This window comes from Bacillus cereus group sp. MYBK79-1, from assembly GCF_051915365.1.
Lineage (GTDB): Bacteria > Bacillota > Bacilli > Bacillales > Bacillaceae_G > Bacillus_A.
On the sequence record NZ_JBQAEO010000012.1, the window covers coordinates 99,619 to 120,917 of the forward strand.

Genomic DNA, 21,299 nt, shown 5'->3' on the forward strand with positions numbered 1-21,299 from the left:
AATGTTGAGCATTTATTACATGTATATGAAACAGACAGGCACAGTTTCTCAACATTTTCATAATATGCATGGAAAAGTGAGAAAAAGGGGTGGCTGTTTATGAGTACGGCAGGTCTATTTTCAATTTTTTTAATCGGGATTGCTTCTAATTTAGATAATGCAGGTGTTGGGATTGCATATGGCATTCGTAAAATTCGAATTTCGTGGCTTAACAATTTTATCATCGCATTTTTTGGGTTTTTATTTACTTTATTAGCTGGTTTTTTGGGGAACTGGATAGCGCTATTTATTTCAGAGTTTACTGCAAACCTAATTGGAGCAATCGTTTTAGGTATAATCGGTGTATTCGTTTTGTGCCAGCCTTTCTTGGGGCAAAGAAATACTGTAGGTTCTAAAGATGGTAATATACTTATGGGCATTTTACGTGATCCAGAAAAAGCAGATTTTGATGGTTCTAAAACAATTAGTTTTTCAGAAGCAATTGTTTTAGGGATTGCGTTGTCTATTAATAATATTGCAGGTGGATTTGATGCTGGGGTAACAAACTTGAATCTATGGCTTACAGCAACTATTTCTGGGGTGTTTAGTTTTATTTGTATTAGTGGTTTTGCGTATGTAGGAAAACGATTTTTAGCAGAATACTTAGGGAAATGGGCTACTGTTATTGCGGGCGTACTATTAATTCTCATTGGGATAGATCAGTTATTGTAACATACAATGTTCGAGCATTTCCTCGGAAATAATCGAATGAATTGCATATATCGACAGCACATGTGTAATTACCGAGACATTACTGTTTATATAAATATGAAAGCACCTACATAGGTGCTTTTTTAACGTATATCTTCAATTAATTGTTCCGATTCTTCATGCATGCTGTACTCACTTAAAACTTGAATGCAAAGCCACTTTAATTCTTCGATAGTATGTTCAAGTTCTTCAGGAAGTACATGATGAATGTCTTCAAGTCCCATTCCGAAATGAATAAGTTCAAGTACTTGATCATCGATGTTTCGATCCATTAGTAGTTCAAGTACTTCTAAATTGAATATGTATCGGTGAGCTTCATCGAGTGAAACCACTTTTAACTTTAGGCTTTCTACAATACTCAATATAAAAAGAAGAATTGTTTTTTCAAGAACAGGCTGTTTTCCCATTTGAAATATTAGTTTCATCTTTCGCACCTCCACATATAGCGCTAGGTTGTACTATACTATTCAGAAGGGGGGAGCAAATATGCATGATATAGAGAAACTTTCAGTACGGTTTTTGTAAGGGTATTGATAGCAGATAAAATTAAGGTATTTATGAAATAAAAAAATCCTGCTAGTATAGCAGGATAACTCTGAATTAAAAAATGCTCCATCCTTCTTGAGCAGAAAGAAGTTCAAGAATTTTAAAACCAGCGATACTATTTCCGTTTGCATCTAAAGCCGGTCCGAAAAGACCAATTCCCATTTCTCCTTTTACGCAGCCGAAAATGCCACCAGCTACACCACTTTTTGCTGGGATACCAACGCGAATCGCAAATTCACCAGACTCGTTATACATACCGCATGTAACCATAAATGTTTTACAGATTTTTGTAATATGTTTAGGGATAATTTGTTTTTTCTTATATGGATCATAGCCATCCATCGCAAAAATTAAGCCGATACGTGCTAAATCGATACAGTTTACTTCAACTGCACATTGACGAGTGTATAAATCCATAAGTTCTTCAATATCACAATCGATAATTCCGTTTTGTTTCATATAGTAGCAAAGTGAACGGTTTAAGTAAGCAGTCTCTAATTCTGAATTGGCAACTTTAGAAGAATAATTAATAGTAGGATTATCTGTTATTTCACGTACAAAATGAAGGATGCGCTCCATTTTTTCTTCATTATCGTTTCCTGCTAACATGCTTGTAATAGCTAGTGCTCCTGCATTAATCATTGGATTAAGTGGTTTGGAAGGACTTGTCGTTTCTAACTTAATAATAGAATTAAATGGATCGCCAGTTGGCTCCATTCCAACTTTAGAAAATACATATTCTTCACCACGATCTAAAAGGGCAAGTGCAAGTGTAATTACTTTTGAAATACTTTGAAGAGTAAATAGTGTCTGTGAGTTGCCAGTATGGATGTATTCTGTTTCTTTATGGAAAATGGCAATCCCTAAATCATCTGGATTTGCATTTCCTAGTTCGGGGATATAAGTAGCAAGCTTTCCTTTTTTTGTATATGGTTTTACTTGTTCTAACAACTGTTGTAAGTTGTTTGTTTCAATGCACTGCATAGTACCAACGCTCCTATTTCGAATTAACTAAGTTTACTTTTCCCGATATGCTCGGAAATAAATAATAACATGAAAAAGTGGAATGATAAAACGAAAGTTACACGTTCTATAGTAGGTATTTCGTTTTGAGTATTCTATATTGAAAAAGGAGAATTTTCCTTTTATATAACAGTTTGGAAATAGGAGATTTATCCATAAAAAATTCGAAAATAAAAACTACACATCTATACAACTATATGTTATTATGGTTATGTAAATAGAAAGCGTTTTCTAAGGCGTACTTATAATGATAACGATTTCATAAATTTGATAGGGGGAATTAAAATGTTGCAGTTTCTACAACGTATTGGTAAAGCGTTAATGCTTCCAATCGCCGTACTACCAGCAGCAGGATTATTGCTTCGTTTAGGGCAAGAAGACGTATTTAACATTCCTGTTATGGCACAGGCCGGTGCAGCAATTTTTGATAATTTAGCACTTATTTTTGCAATTGGTGTTGCAATCGGTTTGTCTATTGACGGTAGTGGAGCAGCTGGACTTGCCGGAGCAATCGGATATCTTGTTTTACAAAATACAACGAATGCTCTAAGTAAGACATATTCAGCAGCAGAGTTAAATGATAAATTAAAAAGTGTTCAAGATTTAGTCGGTTCAGTGGATCCAACTAAATTAGCAGATACAATGACAAAGGTTTCAAAAGCAGCGGCGTTAACGCCGAAAATTAATATGGCCATACTCGGTGGTATTATTGCAGGGGTTGTTGCTGGGTTACTATACAACAAATTCCATAAGATTAAACTACCAGAATGGTTAGGATTCTTTGCAGGAAAACGTTTTGTACCAATCATTACTTCAATCGTAATGCTTCTTTTAGGATTAGTATTCGGTCAAATTTGGCCAACGATTCAAAGTGGTATTGATGCAGTAGCACATGGTATCGTGAACTTAGGTTCAGTTGGTGCTGGTTTATTTGGATTATTAAACCGTTTATTAATTCCAATCGGTTTACACCACGTAATGAACACATACTTCTGGTTCGTACTTGGTGACTTTACAAATGCAGCTGGCGATATCGTTCATGGTGATATTGCACGCTTCTTTGCAAAAGATCCATCAGCAGGTATGTTCATGACTGGTTTCTTCCCAATCATGATGTTCGGTTTACCAGCAGCATGTTTCGCAATGATTGCAGCTGCTAAACCAGAAAAACGTAAAATGGTTACAGGTATGTTAGGTGGTCTAGCATTAACTTCATTCTTAACTGGTATTACAGAACCAATTGAATTCTCATTCATGTTCTTATCACCAGTATTATATGGAATTCATGCTGTATTAACAGGTCTGTCTCTATTCATTACAACAACTCTTGGCATTCACGATGGTTTCTCATTTAGTGCCGGGGCAATCGATTACTTCTTAAACTTCGGTATTGCAACAAAACCATTGTTACTAGCAGGAATCGGTTTAATTTACGCAGCAATTTACTTTGTAGTATTCTACTTCTTAATTAAGAAGTTCGACCTAAAAACTCCTGGTCGTGAAGACGAAGAGGAGCTAGCTGAAGGTGAAGAAGCTCCAGTTGCAGGTTCAATTGGTGAAACTTACGTAGCAGCTTTAGGTGGAAAAGAAAACTTAACAGTTATTGATAACTGTGCAACACGTCTACGCTTACAAGTGAAAGATGCTGGTCAAGTAAACGAAGCAGCATTAAAACGTGCTGGTGCAAAAGGTGTTATGAAATTAAGTAATACGAGTGTTCAAGTTATCGTAGGTACAAATGTTGAATCTGTTGCCGATGATATGAAAAAACACGTATAAATAATGAGATAAGAGGATATCCGAAAAGATTGATGACATCAATCTTTTAGAGGATATCCTCTTTTTTTGTTAACAATTTAACAGCAATCTTACTTTTATAAATTTTCTTTTTCTTTTTTATACATATAGGTTGGTAATATGTGCAGTGCGTGATAAAGTAGGGATGACATGGAATGGAGTATCCATAATCTACTAAAAAAAATCTTTAGTAGAGGGAGTAAATTATTGTTGAGTAAGGGGAAAAAAGCAATCATGGATCAGGAAAAAAATAATGCGAATGGGAAAGCACGTCGGCCGATTGTATACATAAAAAGAACAATCATTCTCGTCTTACTATTTTCAGTTGTATATTTCATGTATACAAAAATTGTTGCGGATAATAAGAAAGAAGAAACTTTAAAAGCAGCAGCAGAAATGAAGAAACAAGAAGAGCTCAAAAAGAAAGAAGAAAAAAAGAAGCAAGAAGCACAAAAACAAAAAGAGCAGGAAGAACAAGTAAAGCAAGTACAAGCTGTGGAAAAGCCTGCTGAGGGACCACCTCAAGAAATTAATGAAAACGCTCAATTAGATCAATATTTACAAAACGCAGGATTTAGCGGGACGGCTGTTATTGTAAAGAACGGAAAAGTTCTTTTAAATAAGGGATACGGTATGGCGAACAAAGAGAAACAAGTACCGAATAATTCAGAGACAACTTTTTATATTGGTTCTATTTCAAAGGCGTTTGTAGCAACTGCTATTATGCAATTAAAAGATCAAAATAAATTAAACGTAGAGGATACGGTTGCAAAGTATATTCCAGATTTCCCTCAAGGTAATGGTATTCAGTTAAAACATCTACTAACACATACATCAGGAATTCCAGAGTATGAGCAAGGGACAGAGGATATTTCTCATGAAGAATTGATAAAACGAATAGGAAAGCAAAAGCGTGTTGGGAGTCCAGGAGAGAAATGGAAATATTCCGATTCGAACTATTCGATACTTGCTTACATCGCTGAGAAGGTAAGTGGACAACCGTTAGAAGAGTATATTAAACAACATATTTTTGCAACTGCGGGTATGAAACATTCTGGTTTCGGTAAAGCGTTAGAGCAAACAAGGTTTCCATCGACAGGTTATAAAATAGTAAATAACAATATGACAACACCGAATATTCCAAGTATGTCACAACTATACGGTTGTGGTGATATATATACAAGTGCACATGATTTATATTTATTTAATGAAGCGCTCTTCTCTGGAAAGTTAATTTCAAAAGAGAGCTATGATCAAATGTTTACGGGCGGAAAAAAAGATTACGGGTTTGGATGGTACGTAGACCCAGGAAGTTATTCGAATCACGGTGTAATGCCAGGATGGAATTGTTTAAATGGATTTAGTAAAAACGGAAGTGTGTATGTCGTTTTATTATCTAACATTCAAAATAACATTAAATCATTTGGTAAAGTGAATAACGACATTTACACGATGTTGCGAAATATTGAAGTGTAAGAGGCTATCCTTTTGGATAGTCTTTTTTATTGAGGAAGTGCATGTGCAATGAGATAATAAAAAAATGGAAAAGGGGGAGGGATATGAGTATACATAGGCATCACGCACGTAATGCAAAACGCATTTTTTTTGTATCTGTCATTGTATGGATTATCGTTGCAATTGCATTATTGATGGAATATAAAAAAGGGACGCTATTCACTTCGCAGAAAGAAAATCTGAAATTAATAGGTGTTGTACTACCGGCATTTGGATTATTAATATATAGCTTTATAGAAAAACGAAGATCAAAAATGCTTAAACAGGAAAATGATAATATAGAGAATTCTGAATTATTGGAGCAACAAAAATTTGTTGTTCGCAAAGAGGTAGGAGTATTTCAAGTAATAACGTACTTTGGATTAGATGGTAGTGCAGTAGGGTTTTTAAAAGAAGAGTATGATTTTGTTATGCAACGTGTATGGCAAGCTGTACTTTCTTTTTTTGTTAAGGGACTACATAAGCAACAATTTTATTTATATAATCACTCGGGAGAAAGATTGTTGCGTGTTCAAAAGAAGATGGGAGTATGCAACTTCTATATTTTTTCCGATATAGAGGGAAAGAAAATTGGAGAGTTGAAACAAGTGCTAAGTTTAACGAAGTGGGAATGGATCTTTTTAGGAGTGGATGGTAAAGAATTTGGTAAAGTGACTGGGGATCTTTCAGCAACATTGCAGAAAATAGACTGGCGAGATGGAACGCATATTGATGTGAAAGAAGATGGTATTCCGCTAGAAGCTGTTAAGTATTTCTCGGCAAGCGGTGGTTCACTTGTTACAGCTGCTATAAGTGAAAAGGCAGAATTGCCACGAGCGGTTTATTACAGTATCTCTGCCATAATTACAATTAAAAATTAAAATATATATAAAGATAGATGGGACACCATCTATCTTTTTTATGTGATTAGAAAAGATTGTTTCTTTGAAAAATGTATGCCTTACCTATCACAAAAAAAGCCTGCTTTGTATACATTAAGATGTATGAATGTAATTTTTATATTTTAAAAAATAATAGGAGGAGAAGTGTATGTGTCTGTTCAAAAAATATTGGCATAAATTATCCCGATTATTTAATAGACAATTAAGCTATTTTTTAGATGACAAATTATTACCTGCTGTGGAACGGCTTTTATTTTCGCAAAACTTCGCAAGGTTTATTCAAAGAAATTCAAAGAAAGCTACGGAAGAATTTATTGAATCAAGTCAATTTCAATCTATTATTTGTAACATATTAAAAGAATGTAATACATCACCGTTTAAAGAAATTGCAAAGCAATATTTAGGTAAAAACGTTGAAATTACTGTAACGGTTGGACAGTTAACGGGTGTGATTGTAGCGGTTGGGGATGATTTCTTAACACTGCAAGAAGGAATAGGAACAGAAGTTTTATTACCATTTACAAGTATTATATCAATTAAAGAAGCGTAAGAGAGGAGACTTATATATGTTATTTACTGATGAATTGCGTAACCATGTTGGTGAGTTAGTGCAAGTTGTGACAGCGGCCGAAATTGTCGCAGGTATTCTGTTATCTGTGACGGACGGGGTAGTAAGTGTTCGGACTTCTCCATCTTATGGACCACCGGAAGATGTAGTTGTGCGTATTCCTATTATTTCTTATGTTCGCTTGGAAGGGTAAGAGTGATACAAGTATGAGAGTATCAGTTATTATTCCAGTTCATAACGAAGCCAGTACTTTATCACAAGTTTTAGTAGAAGTAGAGAAATTGAAACCTTATGAAATTATCGTAGTAGATAATGGATCGACAGATGGGACGAAAGAAATAGCGTTACAACAACATTGCCATGTCATTTATTATAAATATTCTCTTGGCAATGATGTTGGACGGGCAATTGGAGCAAGAGAAGCGAAAGGTGACATTGTTTTGTTTTTAGATGGTGACATTGTCATTGATAGTAAAGAGCTGCAACGTTTCGTAAAAGGAATTCAGCAAGGTCACCAAATTGTTGTGAATAATTTAACATGGTCCGTTTATTTAAAGATGAGACCGCATTATACGACAGTTGGCAAATGTATGTTGAATCGTTATTTGAATAAAAAAGAGCTTGTTGTTGGATCTTTAATCGCAATTCCACATGCAATGAGTAGGGAAGTTATTCAGAAATTTGGTTGGTGGAATTTAGCAGATCCAGCACTGTTTCAAGCGATGGCGATGTCTAGAGGAGTAGATATTGTCGATATGGCTTCGGTTGATGTTATTCATACAAATAAAGTGCGTCCTGTTCATACTGGTACATCACCCGGTTCTCCTTATCCGAAAGCGACTAGTCGTATTATGGGAGATCATTTACGTGCTTTGCAATATGTAATCGAAATATATGGTAAGCGTGGTGGTTTTTCGGAAGGAAATAGGGATAGAGGGTTTATAGGAAAGTATAGACCAGTTGTATTACAAAAGAAAAAAGCGAAATATAGTGCCATTATCCCCGTATCAGAAGAGAAAATGACTATAAGATCTGTTATACAAGAAGTAAAAAAAGCAGGTGTAGATGAAATTATAGTGGTCGCGAATGGAGCTGATATTGAGACAATTAAACAAGCAAAGTTAGAGAATGTGATCGTTATTGAATTCGAGGAAGCTCTCGGACACAATGTGGCCCGAGCGATAGGAGCTATGCATGCCACGACCGATATTTGTTTATTTGTCGATGGTGATTTTGTTATTCCAGGAAAAAAACTAATTCCCTTTTTACATGCTATTGAAGATGGATATGATGTGGCATTAAATGATTTACAGTGTTTATTAGATACGTTTCATCCGGCAGATCCAATTAGTATGGGAAAATATTTTGTGAATTTGGTAGCAAAACGACCAGATTTATGGAATAACTCATTAACAGCAGTACCACATGCTATGCACAAAAAGGTAATAGAGAAAATAGGGTATGATTCTCTTATCATTCCACCGTTAGCTCAAATGAAAGCTATTTTGGAGGGATTCTCTATTACAGCGGTAGAATTTGTAGATGTTATAAAAACAAATCGAGTACGCCCAGAGCAACATGGATTTGTAAATGGGCGCATTCCAGCATTTGACCGTATTTTTGGTGATCAACTTGAGGCAATTGCACATTTATTGCAATCCACAGACGAACGCGGGAGCTTTACAGATGGAGAGCGGGATAGAAATATAATTCAACAATTGAGAAAGGAAGAAGAGAATACAGATGAATGTTAATAGTACAGTTGCTATTATCGGATTAGGATATGTTGGTCTTCCTTTGGCAGTCCATTTTGCAGAGAGAGGACATACAGTACTTGGATTAGATAAAGATACTAGAAAAATAGAATCCATTATAAAAGGAGAAAGTTATATTCCGGATGTTTCTTCTAAATTGTTACAAAGTTTATTGACTAAAAAAAATTTAATAGTAAATACACCAGATCAAGGTATTGCTGATTTTCAAAATAGTGATTATGTTATTGTCACTGTCCCGACTCCAATTAATGAACAAAGAGAACCAGACTTAAGTGCCCTCATTTCAGCTTCGCACTATATACAACAAAACCTTCAAAAAGGACAAACCTTCATTTTCGAAAGCTCCACATATCCAGGCACACTTGAGGAAGTTATTATTCCGATTATTTCTCAAGCAGGCCAAAAGATAGGAGAAGATTTCTATATTGGATATTCCCCTGAGAGAATTGATCCAGCTAATAGTCAATATTCCGTTCAGGATATTCCAAAGGTTATTAGTGGACAAACTGAGCAATGCAAACAAAAAGTACAGGATTTATATAGTACGATCTTCGATGTAGTTGTTCCAGTTAGTTCTCCGAAAGTAGCGGAAATGTGTAAGTTATTTGAAAATATTCAGCGCCTAGTCAATATTTCATTAGTAAATGAGTTAAACACACTATGTGAAAGTTTAGGAATTGATTTTTATGAGGCGCTTGAAGCTGCATCTACAAAACCGTTTGGATTTACCCCATATTGGCCAGGACCAGGAATAGGAGGACATTGTATTCCAGTAGACCCTTTATATTTTCAATGGAGAATAAAAAAGAATGGAGCAATTAGTCAATTAATTGAAGCAGCACATGTGATTAATGAAGAAATGCCAGAGAAAGTAGTCCAGAAAGTAAAAGGCATGGTGCAATCACCTGCATCAGTTTTAATTGTAGGAATTGCGTATAAGAAAGATGTAAATGATTTGAGAGAATCACCGGCGTTACCAATTATTGAATTGTTAATAAAAGAAGGATATGAGATAGAATATCACGATCCATATATTTCTTCTGCAAAATTTGGAAATAAAGTGTATCAATCTGTTTCTTTGGATGAACAAGCTATGAAACAAGCGGGTTGTATTTTAATTTTAACTGATCACTCTAATATCGATTGGAAGCTTTTTAAAGGAATGAAGCGAGTGATAGATACACGTGGAATTATAAAGAAGGTGAGTGTATGAGTGCTAAATGTTTAATTACAGGTGGAGCAGGATTCATTGGATCACATCTAGCTGAAGAACTGGTGAAAAGAGGAAATGAAGTCACGATTGTGGATAACTTTTATAAAGGAAAAAATAAATATCATGATGAGTTAATGAAAGAAATTCGGGTTATTCCAATAAGCGTTTTAGATAAAAATTCTATTTATGAATTAGTAAATCAACATGATGTAGTGTTTCATTTAGCAGCAATTTTAGGTGTGAAAACGACAATGGAAAAGAGTATAGAGCTTATTGAAACGAATTTTAATGGAACGAGAAACATTTTACAAGCAGCGCTAAAAGGACAGAAAAAAGTAGTCTTTGCGTCTACTTCAGAAGTATATGGTAAGGCAAAGCCACCCTTCTCTGAAGAGGGGGATCGATTATACGGGGCAACTTCTAAAATACGTTGGAGTTATGCAATCTGTAAAACGTTAGAAGAAACATTATGTTTAGGATACGCTTTAGAAGGTTTACCTGTAACGATTGTTCGTTATTTTAATATTTATGGTCCAAGAGCGAAAGATGGTCCGTATGCAGGGGTAATCCCACGATTTATCAGTGCTGCCCTGCAAGGAGAAGACATTCTCGTATATGGAGATGGAAAGCAGACACGTTGCTTTACGTATGTAAGTGATGCGGTAGAGGCAACGATTCGAGCAATGGATGAGAAGGTAAATGGTGAGATTATTAATATAGGTTCTGAGAACGAAAATAGTATAAAAGAAGTAGCAGAAGTAATTAAAAAGCTAACGAAATCTTCTTCGAAAATTGTACAAGTTCCTTTTGAAGAAGTATATCCACATGGATTTGAAGAAATTCCAAATAGAAGACCAGATGTAACGAAATTAAAAGAACTTGTGCAATTTCAAGCGACAGTAACGTGGGAACAAGGATTGAAAGAAACTATTAAGTGGTTTCGTGAAGAAAACAATGGCTAAGTCGCTATCGATTATTATACCTGTATGTAATGAAGCAGATACGATTTCAGACGTTATTCAATCGGCAAAAGGATTAAATCCAGTAGAGATTATTGTAGTAGCAAACGGTTGTCATGATGGTACAGAAGAGGTTGCTGATCGTTTAGGGTGTAAAGTAATCAAGTATACAGAGCTACTAGGGAACGATGTTGGACGTGCAGTCGGCGCAAAACACGCGATAGGTGATGTACTACTATTTATAGATGGTGATTTTGCTATTCCAACTTCAAAATTACAATTATTCCTGAATCCGGTTTTACATGATCAGGCCGACATCGTTTTAAATAATTTGGACGCATTATTTTTAAAGAAACAAAAACCGCACTCCGTGACAGTATGGCGTCAAATATTAAATGCAATATTAGAGCGTGAAGAGTTAAAAATTGATTCTTTATTATCTGTACCTCATGCGTTGACGAGAGAGATTGTTCAAAGTATTGGATATGAATGTTTTGTTAATCCTATTGTGGCTCATTTACGCCTAGTACAAAGCAAATGGAGAATTAGTCGTCATTGTGCAATTGACGTTATTACCCCGAATAAATTTCGTCCGACCGAGCATGCTGCGTATGGCACGGGTCTTTCTCAATCTGAAAAACGGATGATAGGTGATCATATAGAAGCTGTAGCGGAGCGAATAGTAGGTAGCGATGAGCGCGGAGGGTATTATGATGGCAATAGGAAAAGAGATAGTGTTTATCATACTTTAGATTTCGAAGATCTTTATCAAGGATGGGGCGTTACATCTAAATTGTATAAAGGAAAGCAATTATCGGTCATTATTCCTGTACAAGATGAAGAAAAAACAATTGGAAATGTTATAGAGGAACTTCGAAAAATTGAACCTTTTGAAATTATCGTTGTTGTAAATGGTTCGTCTGATCAAACAGCAACGATTGCAAAAGAAAAGGGAGCAACAACAATTGTATATAAAGAAGCGCTTGGAAACGATGTAGGGCGTTCACTTGGAACTTACTTTGCAAAAGGGGATATTGTGCTGTTTATAGACGGTGACTTTGTTATTCCAGCTAGGGAATTATATCCTTTCGCAAAAGCTATTGCAGATGGAGTGGATGTCGCATTAAATGATTTAAATCATTATTTAGATTTAAGAGTACCGCTTCACCTTGTAACTGCATTTAAATATGCATTAAATTTAGCTTGTGATAGAAAAGATCTAGGAGTAGGCTCACTTATTGCTGTACCGAATGCGTTTAGTCATAAGTGTTTGAAAGAAATCGGATATAGATCTTTACTTTCACCTTGTGTAGCCCAAGTGAAAGCTATTCTGTCAGGGTTCGAGATTGCGTGTGTAAGTCGTGTAGAGGTTGATAAGATGAACCGTATTCGTCCCAGTGAGCATTTTGCAAAAATAGGTCATCCTCCAGCTGTCTTGCGAATTATAGGTGATCATATAGAAGGATTAGAGCAATTAATTGTATTAGAAGGTAGTCGTGGTGGATTCTATGATGGGAATAGAAAAAGAGATGTTTTAGAGTAGTAACAAAAAAAGTGTACAACATATGTACACTTTTTTGTTCTGTTATAAAAACTATAACAGATTAGGAGATAAGAGTATTACAGCTCTACAATGGGTATTGTTCTTGTATTACAAAATAGGACTCGTATATAAGGATACCAAAAAAATACAATTAAGGAAAGGGTTAATTATAAAGACTTTTAATTGAAGTTAACACTATGCATATAGTAGTTTGCTCAACGTTTCACAAACATGTCACAACTATTTCGTTCACTTTAGCAAAAAAGTAGTATTCTAAGTGTGTAAGCTGTTATATAAAAAATCTTAGTCCTGTACTAATCAAAAATGGAGGAGATTAGGATGACTCAAGTATTAGAAAATGTTAAAAACGCATGGGAAAACTTTAAAGGTGAAAAATGGAAAGCAGAGATTGATGTTCGCGATTTCATTTTAAATAATGTAAACGTTTTCGAAGGGGATGAATCTTTCTTAGCGGGAGCAACTGAAGCAACGAAACAACTTTGGGATCAAGTAATGGATTTAACAACGAAAGAACGTGAAAACGGTGGCGTTCTTGATATGGATACAAAAATTGTTTCTTCTATTACATCACATGAACCAGGATATTTAAATAAAGATATTGAAAAAGTAGTCGGTTTCCAAACTGAAAAACCATTTAAACGTTCTTTACAACCATATGGTGGTATTCGTATGGCGGAACAGGCTTGTGAATCTTATGGATACGAAATGGATAAAGAACTTAGTCGTATTTTTAGAGATTGGAGAAAAACTCATAATCAAGGTGTATTTGATGCATATACACCAGAAATGAAAGCGGCTCGTAAATCAGGTGTAATTACTGGTCTTCCAGATGCATACGGGCGTGGACGTATTATCGGTGACTATCGACGCGTAGCATTATATGGTATTGATCATTTAATTGAAGTGAAAAAAGCTGATTTGAATTTAACTGGCGGTGTAATGAGCGAAGATACAATGCGTTTACGCGAAGAGTTATCTGAGCAAATGCGTGCACTTCAAGAGTTAAAACAAATGGCTGCTTCTCATGGCTTTGATATTTCTAAGCCAGCAACAAACACACAAGAAGCATTCCAATGGTTATACTTCGCATATCTTGCAGCAATTAAAGAGCAAAACGGAGCTGCGATGAGTCTTGGACGTACTTCTACATTCTTAGATATTTATATTGAAAGAGATTTAGCAAACGGTACTTTAACAGAAGAAGAAGTACAAGAAATTGTGGATCACTTCATTATGAAATTACGTCTTGTGAAATTTGCAAGAACACCTGATTATAATGAATTATTCTCTGGTGACCCAACTTGGGTAACTGAGTCTATCGGTGGTATGGCATTAGATGGTCGTCCATTAGTAACGAAGAACTCATTCCGTTTCTTGCATACATTAGATAATTTAGGACCAGCTCCAGAACCAAACTTAACAGTTCTTTGGTCTAAACAATTACCACAGAACTTTAAAAACTACTGTGCGAAAATGTCTATTAAAACATCAGCAATTCAATATGAAAATGATGACATTATGCGTGCTGACTACGGCGATGACTACGGAATTGCTTGTTGTGTATCTGCAATGAGAATTGGTAAACAAATGCAGTTCTTCGGCGCACGTGCAAACTTAGCAAAAGCATTACTATATGCGATTAACGGTGGTAAAGATGAAAAATCTAAAGCGCAAGTTGGTCCTGAGTATGCACCGATTACTTCTGAAGTATTAGAGTATGAGGAAGTTATGCGTAAGTTTGATATGACAATGGAATGGTTAGCAGGTCTATATTTAAACACATTAAATGTTATTCATTACATGCATGATAAATATAGCTACGAACGTATTGAAATGGCACTTCATGATACAAATGTTCTTCGTACAATGGCAACAGGTATCGCGGGTCTATCTGTAGTAGCAGACTCTTTAAGTGCAATTAAACACGCAAAAGTAAAACCAATTCGTGATGAAAACGGTATTGCAGTTGACTTTGAAATCGAAGGAGATTTCCCTAAATACGGTAACAATGATGACCGTGTAGATGAAATCGCTGTAAATCTTGTAAAAACATTTATGAATAAACTTCGTAAACATAAAACATACAGAAATTCTGTTCATACAATGTCTATCTTAACAATCACATCTAACGTTGTATACGGTAAGAAAACTGGTAACACTCCAGATGGTCGCCGTACTGGAGAACCATTTGCACCAGGTGCGAACCCAATGCATGGCCGTGATACAAAAGGTGCATTAGCTTCATTATTATCTGTAGCTAAATTACCATATGAAGATGCACAAGATGGTATTTCTAATACGTTCTCTATTATTCCAAAAGCACTTGGTAAAGAAGATGATGTACAAGTACGTAACTTAGTATCAATGCTTGATGGTTATGCAGTAAAAGAAGGCCATCACTTAAATATTAACGTATTTAATCGTGAAACATTAATGGATGCGATGGAACATCCTGAGAAATATCCACAATTAACAATTCGCGTATCTGGTTACGCTGTAAACTTTATTAAACTAACTCGTGAACAGCAAATTGATGTAATTAACCGTACAATGCATGAAAGCATGTAAGTGAAAAAAGTGTCCCTCTGTATTTTATAAATGGCAGAGGGAGGCTGTTTCAATAAAGGAGGAAGTAACATGGTAAAAGGAAGAATTCATTCTGTAGAGTCTTGTGGTACTGTTGATGGCCCAGGAATTCGTTATGTCATATTTACACAAGGGTGTTTATTACGTTGTCAATATTGTCATAATGCTGATACGTGGGAGATCGGTAAAGGAAAAGAAATAACAGTTGAAGAAGTAATGCAGGATGTGACATGTTACCTTCCTTTTATTGAAGCTTCTGGAGGCGGTATAACAGTTAGTGGTGGTGAGCCATTATTGCAGCTAGATTTCTTAATTGAATTATTTAAGAAATGTAAGGAAGTTGGAATCCATACAACAATTGACTCTTCGGGTGGTTGTTATTCTGAAGAACCAGAATTCCAAAATAAGCTAGATATTTTAATGGATTACACAGATTTAGTTTTATTGGATTTGAAACATATTGATTCAAAGAAACACCGTAAATTAACAGGGAAACCAAATGAACATATTTTACAATTTGCTCGTTATTTATCGGATAAAAATAAACCGATTTGGGTACGACACGTATTAGTTCCTGGTGTTACGGATAATGAAGATGATCTACAAAAATTATCTAGCTTTATTCAAAGTCTGTCTAATGTTCAGAAAGTTGAAGTGCTACCATACCATAAGCTTGGTGTATATAAATGGGAGGCACTTGGACATAAGTATCCACTTGCGAATGTAGAACCACCTACTGAAAAAAATGTAGAACAAGCAAGACATATTTTACAAGCAGTCTAATCCAAATATTGGGTTAGGCTTTTTGCTTTCTTTACAATAAAACCTAGAGTATATATATTGAAAAGAGTATACTGAAAATAGAATATCCATATTTTTGTAAGGAATAAGTGGAGAAATTTACATAATTGTAAAGGGAAATCAAAATAGTAAAAAGAATTAAGAAGTAAAAGAGTGAGTATCATGGAATAGAGAACATTTGTAAGTTATTGCGAAAGCTCTTATAGGAAAGTATAATGTAAAGATATGAGCACAGATAGGATTAAGGGGTCAATCTTATATGCTTTGCATATCCACGACAGGTACATAGCTGAAAGAGAAGTATTAGAATCTGTTTATGTAATTTTTAAGGAAAATGTTTTTCCTATTGTCGTATATGCAATATGGAGAAACAATAAGCTAGGAGTGGATTTGTTTGATAAAAAACCCCAAGGTTTTAATATTAACTGCACATTACGGTAATGGTCATGTGCAAGTAGCGAAAACATTAGAACAAACATTTCGCCAAAAAGGAATTAAAGATGTAATTGTATGCGATTTGTTCGGAGAATCACATCCAGTTATAACCGATATTACAAAATATTTATATTTAAAAAGTTATACAATAGGAAAAGAATTATACCGCTTGTTTTATTATGGCGTAGAAAAAATTTATGATAAAAAAATAGCATCTTGGTATGCGAACTTTGGAAGAAAACGTTTGAAATTACTTTTACAAGCGGAGAAACCGGATATTGTTATTAATACTTTTCCGATCATAGCTGTACCAGAGTTAAAAAAGCAAACAGGTATTTCAATTCCTGTGTATAACGTATTGACGGATTTTTGTGTGCACAAAATATGGATTCATCGGGAAGTAGATCGTTATTTTGTAGCAACTGATCACGTGAAAAAAATTATGATTGATATTGGTGTGCCCGCGGAGCAAATTGTTGAAACTGGAATTCCGATTCGTAGTAGTTTTGAGCTGAAGATAAATCCAGACATTATATATAATAAATATCAGTTATGTAAGAATAAAAAGATTTTACTAATTGTAGCAGGTGCTCATGGGGTATTAGGAAGTGTAAAAGAACTATGCCAATCATTTATGTCAGTACCGGATTTACAAGTAGTTGTCGTTTGTGGGAAAAATGAAGTGTTAAAACAGGAGTTATTAGGGGTACAGGAAAAAAATCCTGATGCATTAAAAGTATTTGGTTATGTTGAAAATATTGATGAATTATTCCGTGTTACTTCTTGTATGATTACGAAGCCAGGCGGTATTACGTTAAGTGAAGCGGCAGCATTGCAAGTACCTGTCATTTTATATAAACCTGTTCCAGGACAAGAAAATGAAAATGCGATGTACTTTGAAAGAAAAGGAGCTGCAGTTGTCATTCGTGATGATAGTGAGGTTTTTGCAAAAACAGAGGCGTTATTACAAGATGATATGAAGCTTCTTCAAATGAAAGAAGCGATGAAAAGCATTTATCGTCCGGAGCCAGCTGGTCATATTGTGGATACAATTTTGGCAGAAAATCATGTAGAACCGAATCATATACCTATTAAATCACCTGCTCTTGCACAATTATTTACTTAATATGAAACCCTCTTTTATATGTTTAAAGAGGGTTCTTTATTGTTTTATAAGATAAAGTAATAACTTATCCACATGAAGATTGCGCTTGCATTAAACAGTAAAGTCGAAATATTAACAACTATATCCACATTATCCACAATTTTTAGAAAAATATCCACAATTCTAATATTTAATATGCGTTACAACATATAAACTTGTGAAGGATTCGTTTAATTTATTCACAATTCTATAAATTTTGTGGATAACATTATCCACAAAAAAAAGGTTCCTTTTTTATAAGGAACCTTTTTGTCTATCCCACTTTAATGGGCAGTAAGACCCCCACCTCAAAATTCAGCGAAAGCAAAGAATTTAGGTGGGGGATCAACTGCCCATTAAAGTCCGATTGGTTCAACTAATAATCAGTGGGGGATGAAGAAAACCCCCACTGATTAAAGTTTCACTTTATTCTATCACGTAGAAAAAATATGTAATGAGAATGAATAATTAGGGGGGAAAACTTCTAATTATTCATTCTCACTTTAAATACTTTTCGAGCGATAACCCGCTGCGCGATCTGCTTTGCGAAATTCTCGTTGGTAGAGAACTTCTTGTGTACTAGATAATGTGTTTTTTGCTTTGTCACGTTTCTTTTTATCCATTACAAATCACCTCGTGTTCTAAAGTCACTATCTATCGTTTCCAAAGACATGGGGTGATATACGTATATGCAAAATGTCAATGATTAATTATTTTTTCTAAAAATTTAGATTACGCTTCTTTTAATTGATGAGCATCTTGGAACGTTGTATCTCGCATTGTAGCAAGTGTATATTGATCTTTTGGGATTTCATATAAGTTATAGACTTCTTCATTTGCGTTAATCTCATCATAAACGGCTTTTCTTGTTTCGTTTGCTAGATTTACGTATTGTAATTTTTCTGCAGCTTTAATAGAGCGAATATTTATTTTGCGAATACGCATAAAGATCGTTTCAATATATAATTCATAGAAAAGTTCACTAAAAAATGAATCTTTTGCCAATTTATTATAGCCTTTTCCATGATAAGGTTTGCCAAGCCATGTTCCAAGGAATCCGGCTTTTTCTTGCACATCAAATAAAGTAATTGTTCCGATAGGGTTACCCCACTCATCTAAAATTGTGCGTGAAATTAATTCCCCACGCTCCTCAGCTTCAATCGTTTGCTTTGTTAAAAATAAATATTCCTCATATGAATAAGCCTTTTGACGCACAAAAGGGAAGACAGCTGGATCCACCATTAACTCGTATAGAACGTGGCTGTCGTGTAAGTCGCGTTTTTTTAACATACTAACTCCTCCTCACACGAGGGTAGCATGACGAAAAAACACCCCACCCTCGAAATTTTTATATCAATCTTTAAAAAATTTCGGGGTGGGAATCGAACCCACTAGAACCAGTTTCTAACGCTGGTGGCGCACCATTTGCCTTCCCCATTCATCAATTTGAAAATGATAATCACGACACAAATTGATTATGGTTTCATTCAGTTTATAATCGTATAATACTTTATCTAGTCAAAAAAATAAACTAGTTTTTTTTATTTTTTTTGTAAATTATTTTTCCGTCAATCATGGTTAGTACAGGCTTGGCTAAATAATGGAAAGGATGATGAGTCCATAACACGAGATCAGCGTCTTTTCCAACCTCAATGCTTCCAATTCTATCCTCTAAACGTAAATTTCGTGCTGGAAATATAGTGATTCCTTCTAGTGCCGTTTTTTCGTCTAATCCTTCTCTTACTGCGACAGAAGCACAAACATTTAAATATTGAATTGGTGTATAAGGGTGATCGGTTGTTATAGAAACTTCTACTCCATTTTTCGATAATATATGGTAAGTATCCCATGTTTTGTTTTTTAGTTCGATTTTAGAACGGCGTGTAAGAGTGGGGCCAATTGAAACCTTCAAATTGTGTTTCGAAAGTTCTTCAACAATAAAGTGTCCTTCTGTACAATGTTCAATACGTAAATCGAGATTGAATTCTGTTGCAAAGCGTAGAGCAGAACTAATATCATCTGCTCGGTGAGCGTGGATACGTACGGGTATTTCGCGGCGTAATGCTTTTAAGATAGGAAGCATTCGAAAATCAGCTTCATGTCCGTAGTGCTGTGCCTCATAGAAGGATTCCCGAAGTAATCCCATAATTCCCATACGTGTTATGGATTCTTTTGTTCCATTACTATGGACTTTTTTAGGATTTTCTCCAAAGGCAATTTTTAAGCCAGCAGGCTCTTGAATAATCATATGATCAATGCAAGTTCCAGCTGTTTTTATTACACAAGTCGTACCACCGATAATGTTTTGACTTCCTGGCATAACGTGAACAGTTGTGATGCCATTTTGTACAGCATCTTGAAATGCAATATCAAAAGGGTGGATTCCGTCCAAAGAACGGATATGTGGTGTTGAAACTTCAGATGTTTCATTTGCATCATTGCCAGCCCAACCAGTACCTTCATCATAGAGACCAAGATGAGTATGGACATCAATAAATCCGGGTAAGAGATGAAGAGCACGCGCGTCTATAACTGTCATATCTTGAGTAGGTTGAATGGTAGGCTTGACCTCGGCAATTCGTTCCCCTATAACGAGTACATCCCCTTGAAATTTTGGGGATGTAATAGGATAGACAATGGCTTGCTTGAGCAATATTTTCATAGGTACCTCATTTCTGTTACTTTATAATGTTAATGGAATTTAAGGGAAAGTAACTGAAAGATTATTTGTGTAATAATGCTCCGGATTCTAGAAAATAAAAGTTTTGAAAGGGCCCCTGTAAAACTGTGTTTTAGAAGTACTACATTGTATGCGAAAGTATATTTTGTAATGCATGGTCTATTGCCGAAAATGTGTATTCATACCCATGCTCAATTGCTTTACTAGGTAATACGTGTTGCCCTTCTAGTACAAGTATGCTCATCTCACCAAGTAAAGTGTGAAGCATAAATGAAGGGACAGGTAACCAATGAGGTTTTTTCATTATAGTTGCAATGGTTTCTCCAAATTCTTTCATTCTTATAGGGAGGGGAGCTGTAATGTTAAGCGGTCCATCAATTTCTTTTTTGTGTATGATGAAATCAATCAGGCGAACGACATCGTCTATATGAATCCATGATAACCATTGGTTTCCAGAGCCAATTGTACCTCCGATATAGAATTGATAGGGGAGTAGCATTTTTGGAAGAGCCCCTCCATCTGCACCTAATACGACTCCAAATCTTGCGTAGATTGTTCGTATTCCGAGAGAACGTGCTTTAGATGCTTCTTGTTCCCATGAATATACTGTATTTGCTAAAAAGTCATTTCCAGGAATCTCATGCTGTTCTGTAAAAGACTCGGTTTCAGACGTTCCATAGTATCCAATAGCACTTGCGTTAATAAATGTGTTTGGTTTTGCATGGAGTGTTTGCAATTGTTTAATGAGTCCTTTTGTTGTTTGAATTCTACTGTTTAAAATGGAGGCTTTTTGTTTCTTTGTCCATCTACTATTAATAGACTCTCCAGCTAGATTAATAACTACATCAATAGAGGAGAGGGGGAATGTTTGTAAATCTGGTGTCCATTGTACGTATTGAAGGTTAGGGTGGGAAGTTTCAATAGTTTTGTTTCGAGTAAGAATGTAAACATTATATCCTTTTTGAATAAAAAAAGTAGAAAGGTATTTACCGATAAAGCCGGTACCACCAGAAATTGCGATTCTCAAAATTATTTCCTCCTCATTATATATATTCTTGAAAA

General features: G+C 35.2%; 19 protein-coding genes. 13 read left to right on the top strand and 6 right to left on the bottom strand.

From position 1 onward, the window contains the following. Window positions 1-99: 99 nt before the first annotated feature. Complete coding sequence (locus tag ACTFOB_RS18885) at window positions 100-711, top strand: manganese efflux pump (RefSeq protein ID WP_440029461.1); 612 nt, start codon at window positions 100-102, stop codon at window positions 709-711. Window positions 712-833: 122 nt separating this feature from the next. Here ACTFOB_RS18885 and ACTFOB_RS18890 read toward each other — a convergent pair whose 3' ends face one another. Next, the gene (locus ACTFOB_RS18890; RefSeq protein WP_000766603.1) at window positions 834-1,175 is read right to left on the bottom strand and encodes a DUF3969 family protein; all 342 of its coding nucleotides are present in this window, start codon (window positions 1,173-1,175) and stop codon (window positions 834-836) included. 175 nt (window positions 1,176-1,350) lie between these two features. Continuing rightward, entirely contained in the window at window positions 1,351-2,280 is a 930-nt protein-coding gene (glsA, locus tag ACTFOB_RS18895) for a glutaminase A (protein WP_440029459.1), read from the bottom strand. A gap of 324 nt (window positions 2,281-2,604) precedes the next feature. Between glsA and nagE the strand changes: the two genes are divergently transcribed. From nagE to ACTFOB_RS18955, 12 genes are all read left to right on the top strand, one after another. Next, window positions 2,605-4,098: an N-acetylglucosamine-specific PTS transporter subunit IIBC gene (gene nagE / locus ACTFOB_RS18900; protein WP_166703516.1), complete on the top strand. Its 1,494-nt coding sequence runs from the start codon at window positions 2,605-2,607 to the stop codon at window positions 4,096-4,098. A 168-nt stretch (window positions 4,099-4,266) separates the two neighbouring features. Continuing rightward, window positions 4,267-5,592: a serine hydrolase domain-containing protein gene (locus ACTFOB_RS18905; protein WP_440029457.1), complete on the top strand. Its 1,326-nt coding sequence runs from the start codon at window positions 4,267-4,269 to the stop codon at window positions 5,590-5,592. An 83-nt stretch (window positions 5,593-5,675) separates the two neighbouring features. After that, window positions 5,676-6,491 carry a sugar ABC transporter ATP-binding protein gene (locus ACTFOB_RS18910; protein ID WP_440029455.1) on the top strand — a complete coding sequence of 272 codons (816 nt, stop codon included), beginning with the start codon at window positions 5,676-5,678 and terminating at the stop codon, window positions 6,489-6,491. A 169-nt stretch (window positions 6,492-6,660) separates the two neighbouring features. After that, on the top strand, window positions 6,661-7,062 hold the full coding sequence (locus ACTFOB_RS18915) for a DUF2642 domain-containing protein (protein ID WP_440029453.1): 402 nt from the start codon (window positions 6,661-6,663) through the stop codon (window positions 7,060-7,062). A gap of 16 nt (window positions 7,063-7,078) precedes the next feature. After that, complete coding sequence (locus tag ACTFOB_RS18920; protein WP_440029452.1) at window positions 7,079-7,273, top strand: hypothetical protein; 195 nt, start codon at window positions 7,079-7,081, stop codon at window positions 7,271-7,273. Between the two features lie 13 nt (window positions 7,274-7,286). Next, window positions 7,287-8,834, top strand: a complete 1,548-nt coding sequence (locus tag ACTFOB_RS18925; protein ID WP_440029450.1) for a glycosyltransferase family 2 protein — start codon at window positions 7,287-7,289, stop codon at window positions 8,832-8,834. Continuing rightward, complete coding sequence (locus ACTFOB_RS18930; protein WP_440029448.1) at window positions 8,824-10,068, top strand: nucleotide sugar dehydrogenase; 1,245 nt, start codon at window positions 8,824-8,826, stop codon at window positions 10,066-10,068. Before ACTFOB_RS18925 ends, ACTFOB_RS18930 begins: the two co-directional genes overlap by 11 nt. Continuing rightward, a complete protein-coding gene (locus ACTFOB_RS18935; RefSeq protein WP_440029446.1) occupies window positions 10,065-11,030 on the top strand; it encodes an NAD-dependent epimerase/dehydratase family protein in 966 nt (321 codons plus the stop codon). Before ACTFOB_RS18930 ends, ACTFOB_RS18935 begins: the two co-directional genes overlap by 4 nt. Next, window positions 11,023-12,570 (top strand): glycosyltransferase family 2 protein, encoded by a 1,548-nt coding sequence (locus ACTFOB_RS18940; protein ID WP_440029482.1) that lies wholly within the window; start codon window positions 11,023-11,025, stop codon window positions 12,568-12,570. The genes ACTFOB_RS18935 and ACTFOB_RS18940 overlap by 8 nt, the downstream gene beginning before the upstream one ends. Window positions 12,571-12,909: 339 nt before the next feature. Further along, a complete protein-coding gene (pflB, locus tag ACTFOB_RS18945; RefSeq protein WP_440029444.1) occupies window positions 12,910-15,159 on the top strand; it encodes a formate C-acetyltransferase in 2,250 nt (749 codons plus the stop codon). Between the two features lie 69 nt (window positions 15,160-15,228). Beyond that, window positions 15,229-15,960: a pyruvate formate-lyase-activating protein gene (gene pflA / locus ACTFOB_RS18950; protein WP_440029443.1), complete on the top strand. Its 732-nt coding sequence runs from the start codon at window positions 15,229-15,231 to the stop codon at window positions 15,958-15,960. Between the two features lie 412 nt (window positions 15,961-16,372). Next, window positions 16,373-17,539, top strand: a complete 1,167-nt coding sequence (locus ACTFOB_RS18955; protein WP_440029441.1) for a diglucosyl diacylglycerol synthase — start codon at window positions 16,373-16,375, stop codon at window positions 17,537-17,539. 521 nt (window positions 17,540-18,060) lie between these two features. On the opposite strand, the gene ACTFOB_RS18960 is transcribed toward ACTFOB_RS18955, so the two are convergent. The 4 genes from ACTFOB_RS18960 to ACTFOB_RS18975 form a co-directional block, all read right to left on the bottom strand. Next, window positions 18,061-18,180, bottom strand: a complete 120-nt coding sequence (locus ACTFOB_RS18960; RefSeq protein WP_000358484.1) for a YfhE family protein — start codon at window positions 18,178-18,180, stop codon at window positions 18,061-18,063. 109 nt (window positions 18,181-18,289) lie between these two features. After that, on the bottom strand, window positions 18,290-18,847 hold the full coding sequence (locus tag ACTFOB_RS18965; protein WP_151631845.1) for a GNAT family N-acetyltransferase: 558 nt from the start codon (window positions 18,845-18,847) through the stop codon (window positions 18,290-18,292). A gap of 241 nt (window positions 18,848-19,088) precedes the next feature. Further along, window positions 19,089-20,219: an amidohydrolase gene (locus ACTFOB_RS18970; protein ID WP_151631843.1), complete on the bottom strand. Its 1,131-nt coding sequence runs from the start codon at window positions 20,217-20,219 to the stop codon at window positions 19,089-19,091. A gap of 139 nt (window positions 20,220-20,358) precedes the next feature. Continuing rightward, window positions 20,359-21,264: a TIGR01777 family oxidoreductase gene (locus ACTFOB_RS18975; RefSeq protein ID WP_440029438.1), complete on the bottom strand. Its 906-nt coding sequence runs from the start codon at window positions 21,262-21,264 to the stop codon at window positions 20,359-20,361. Window positions 21,265-21,299: the final 35 nt, after the last annotated feature.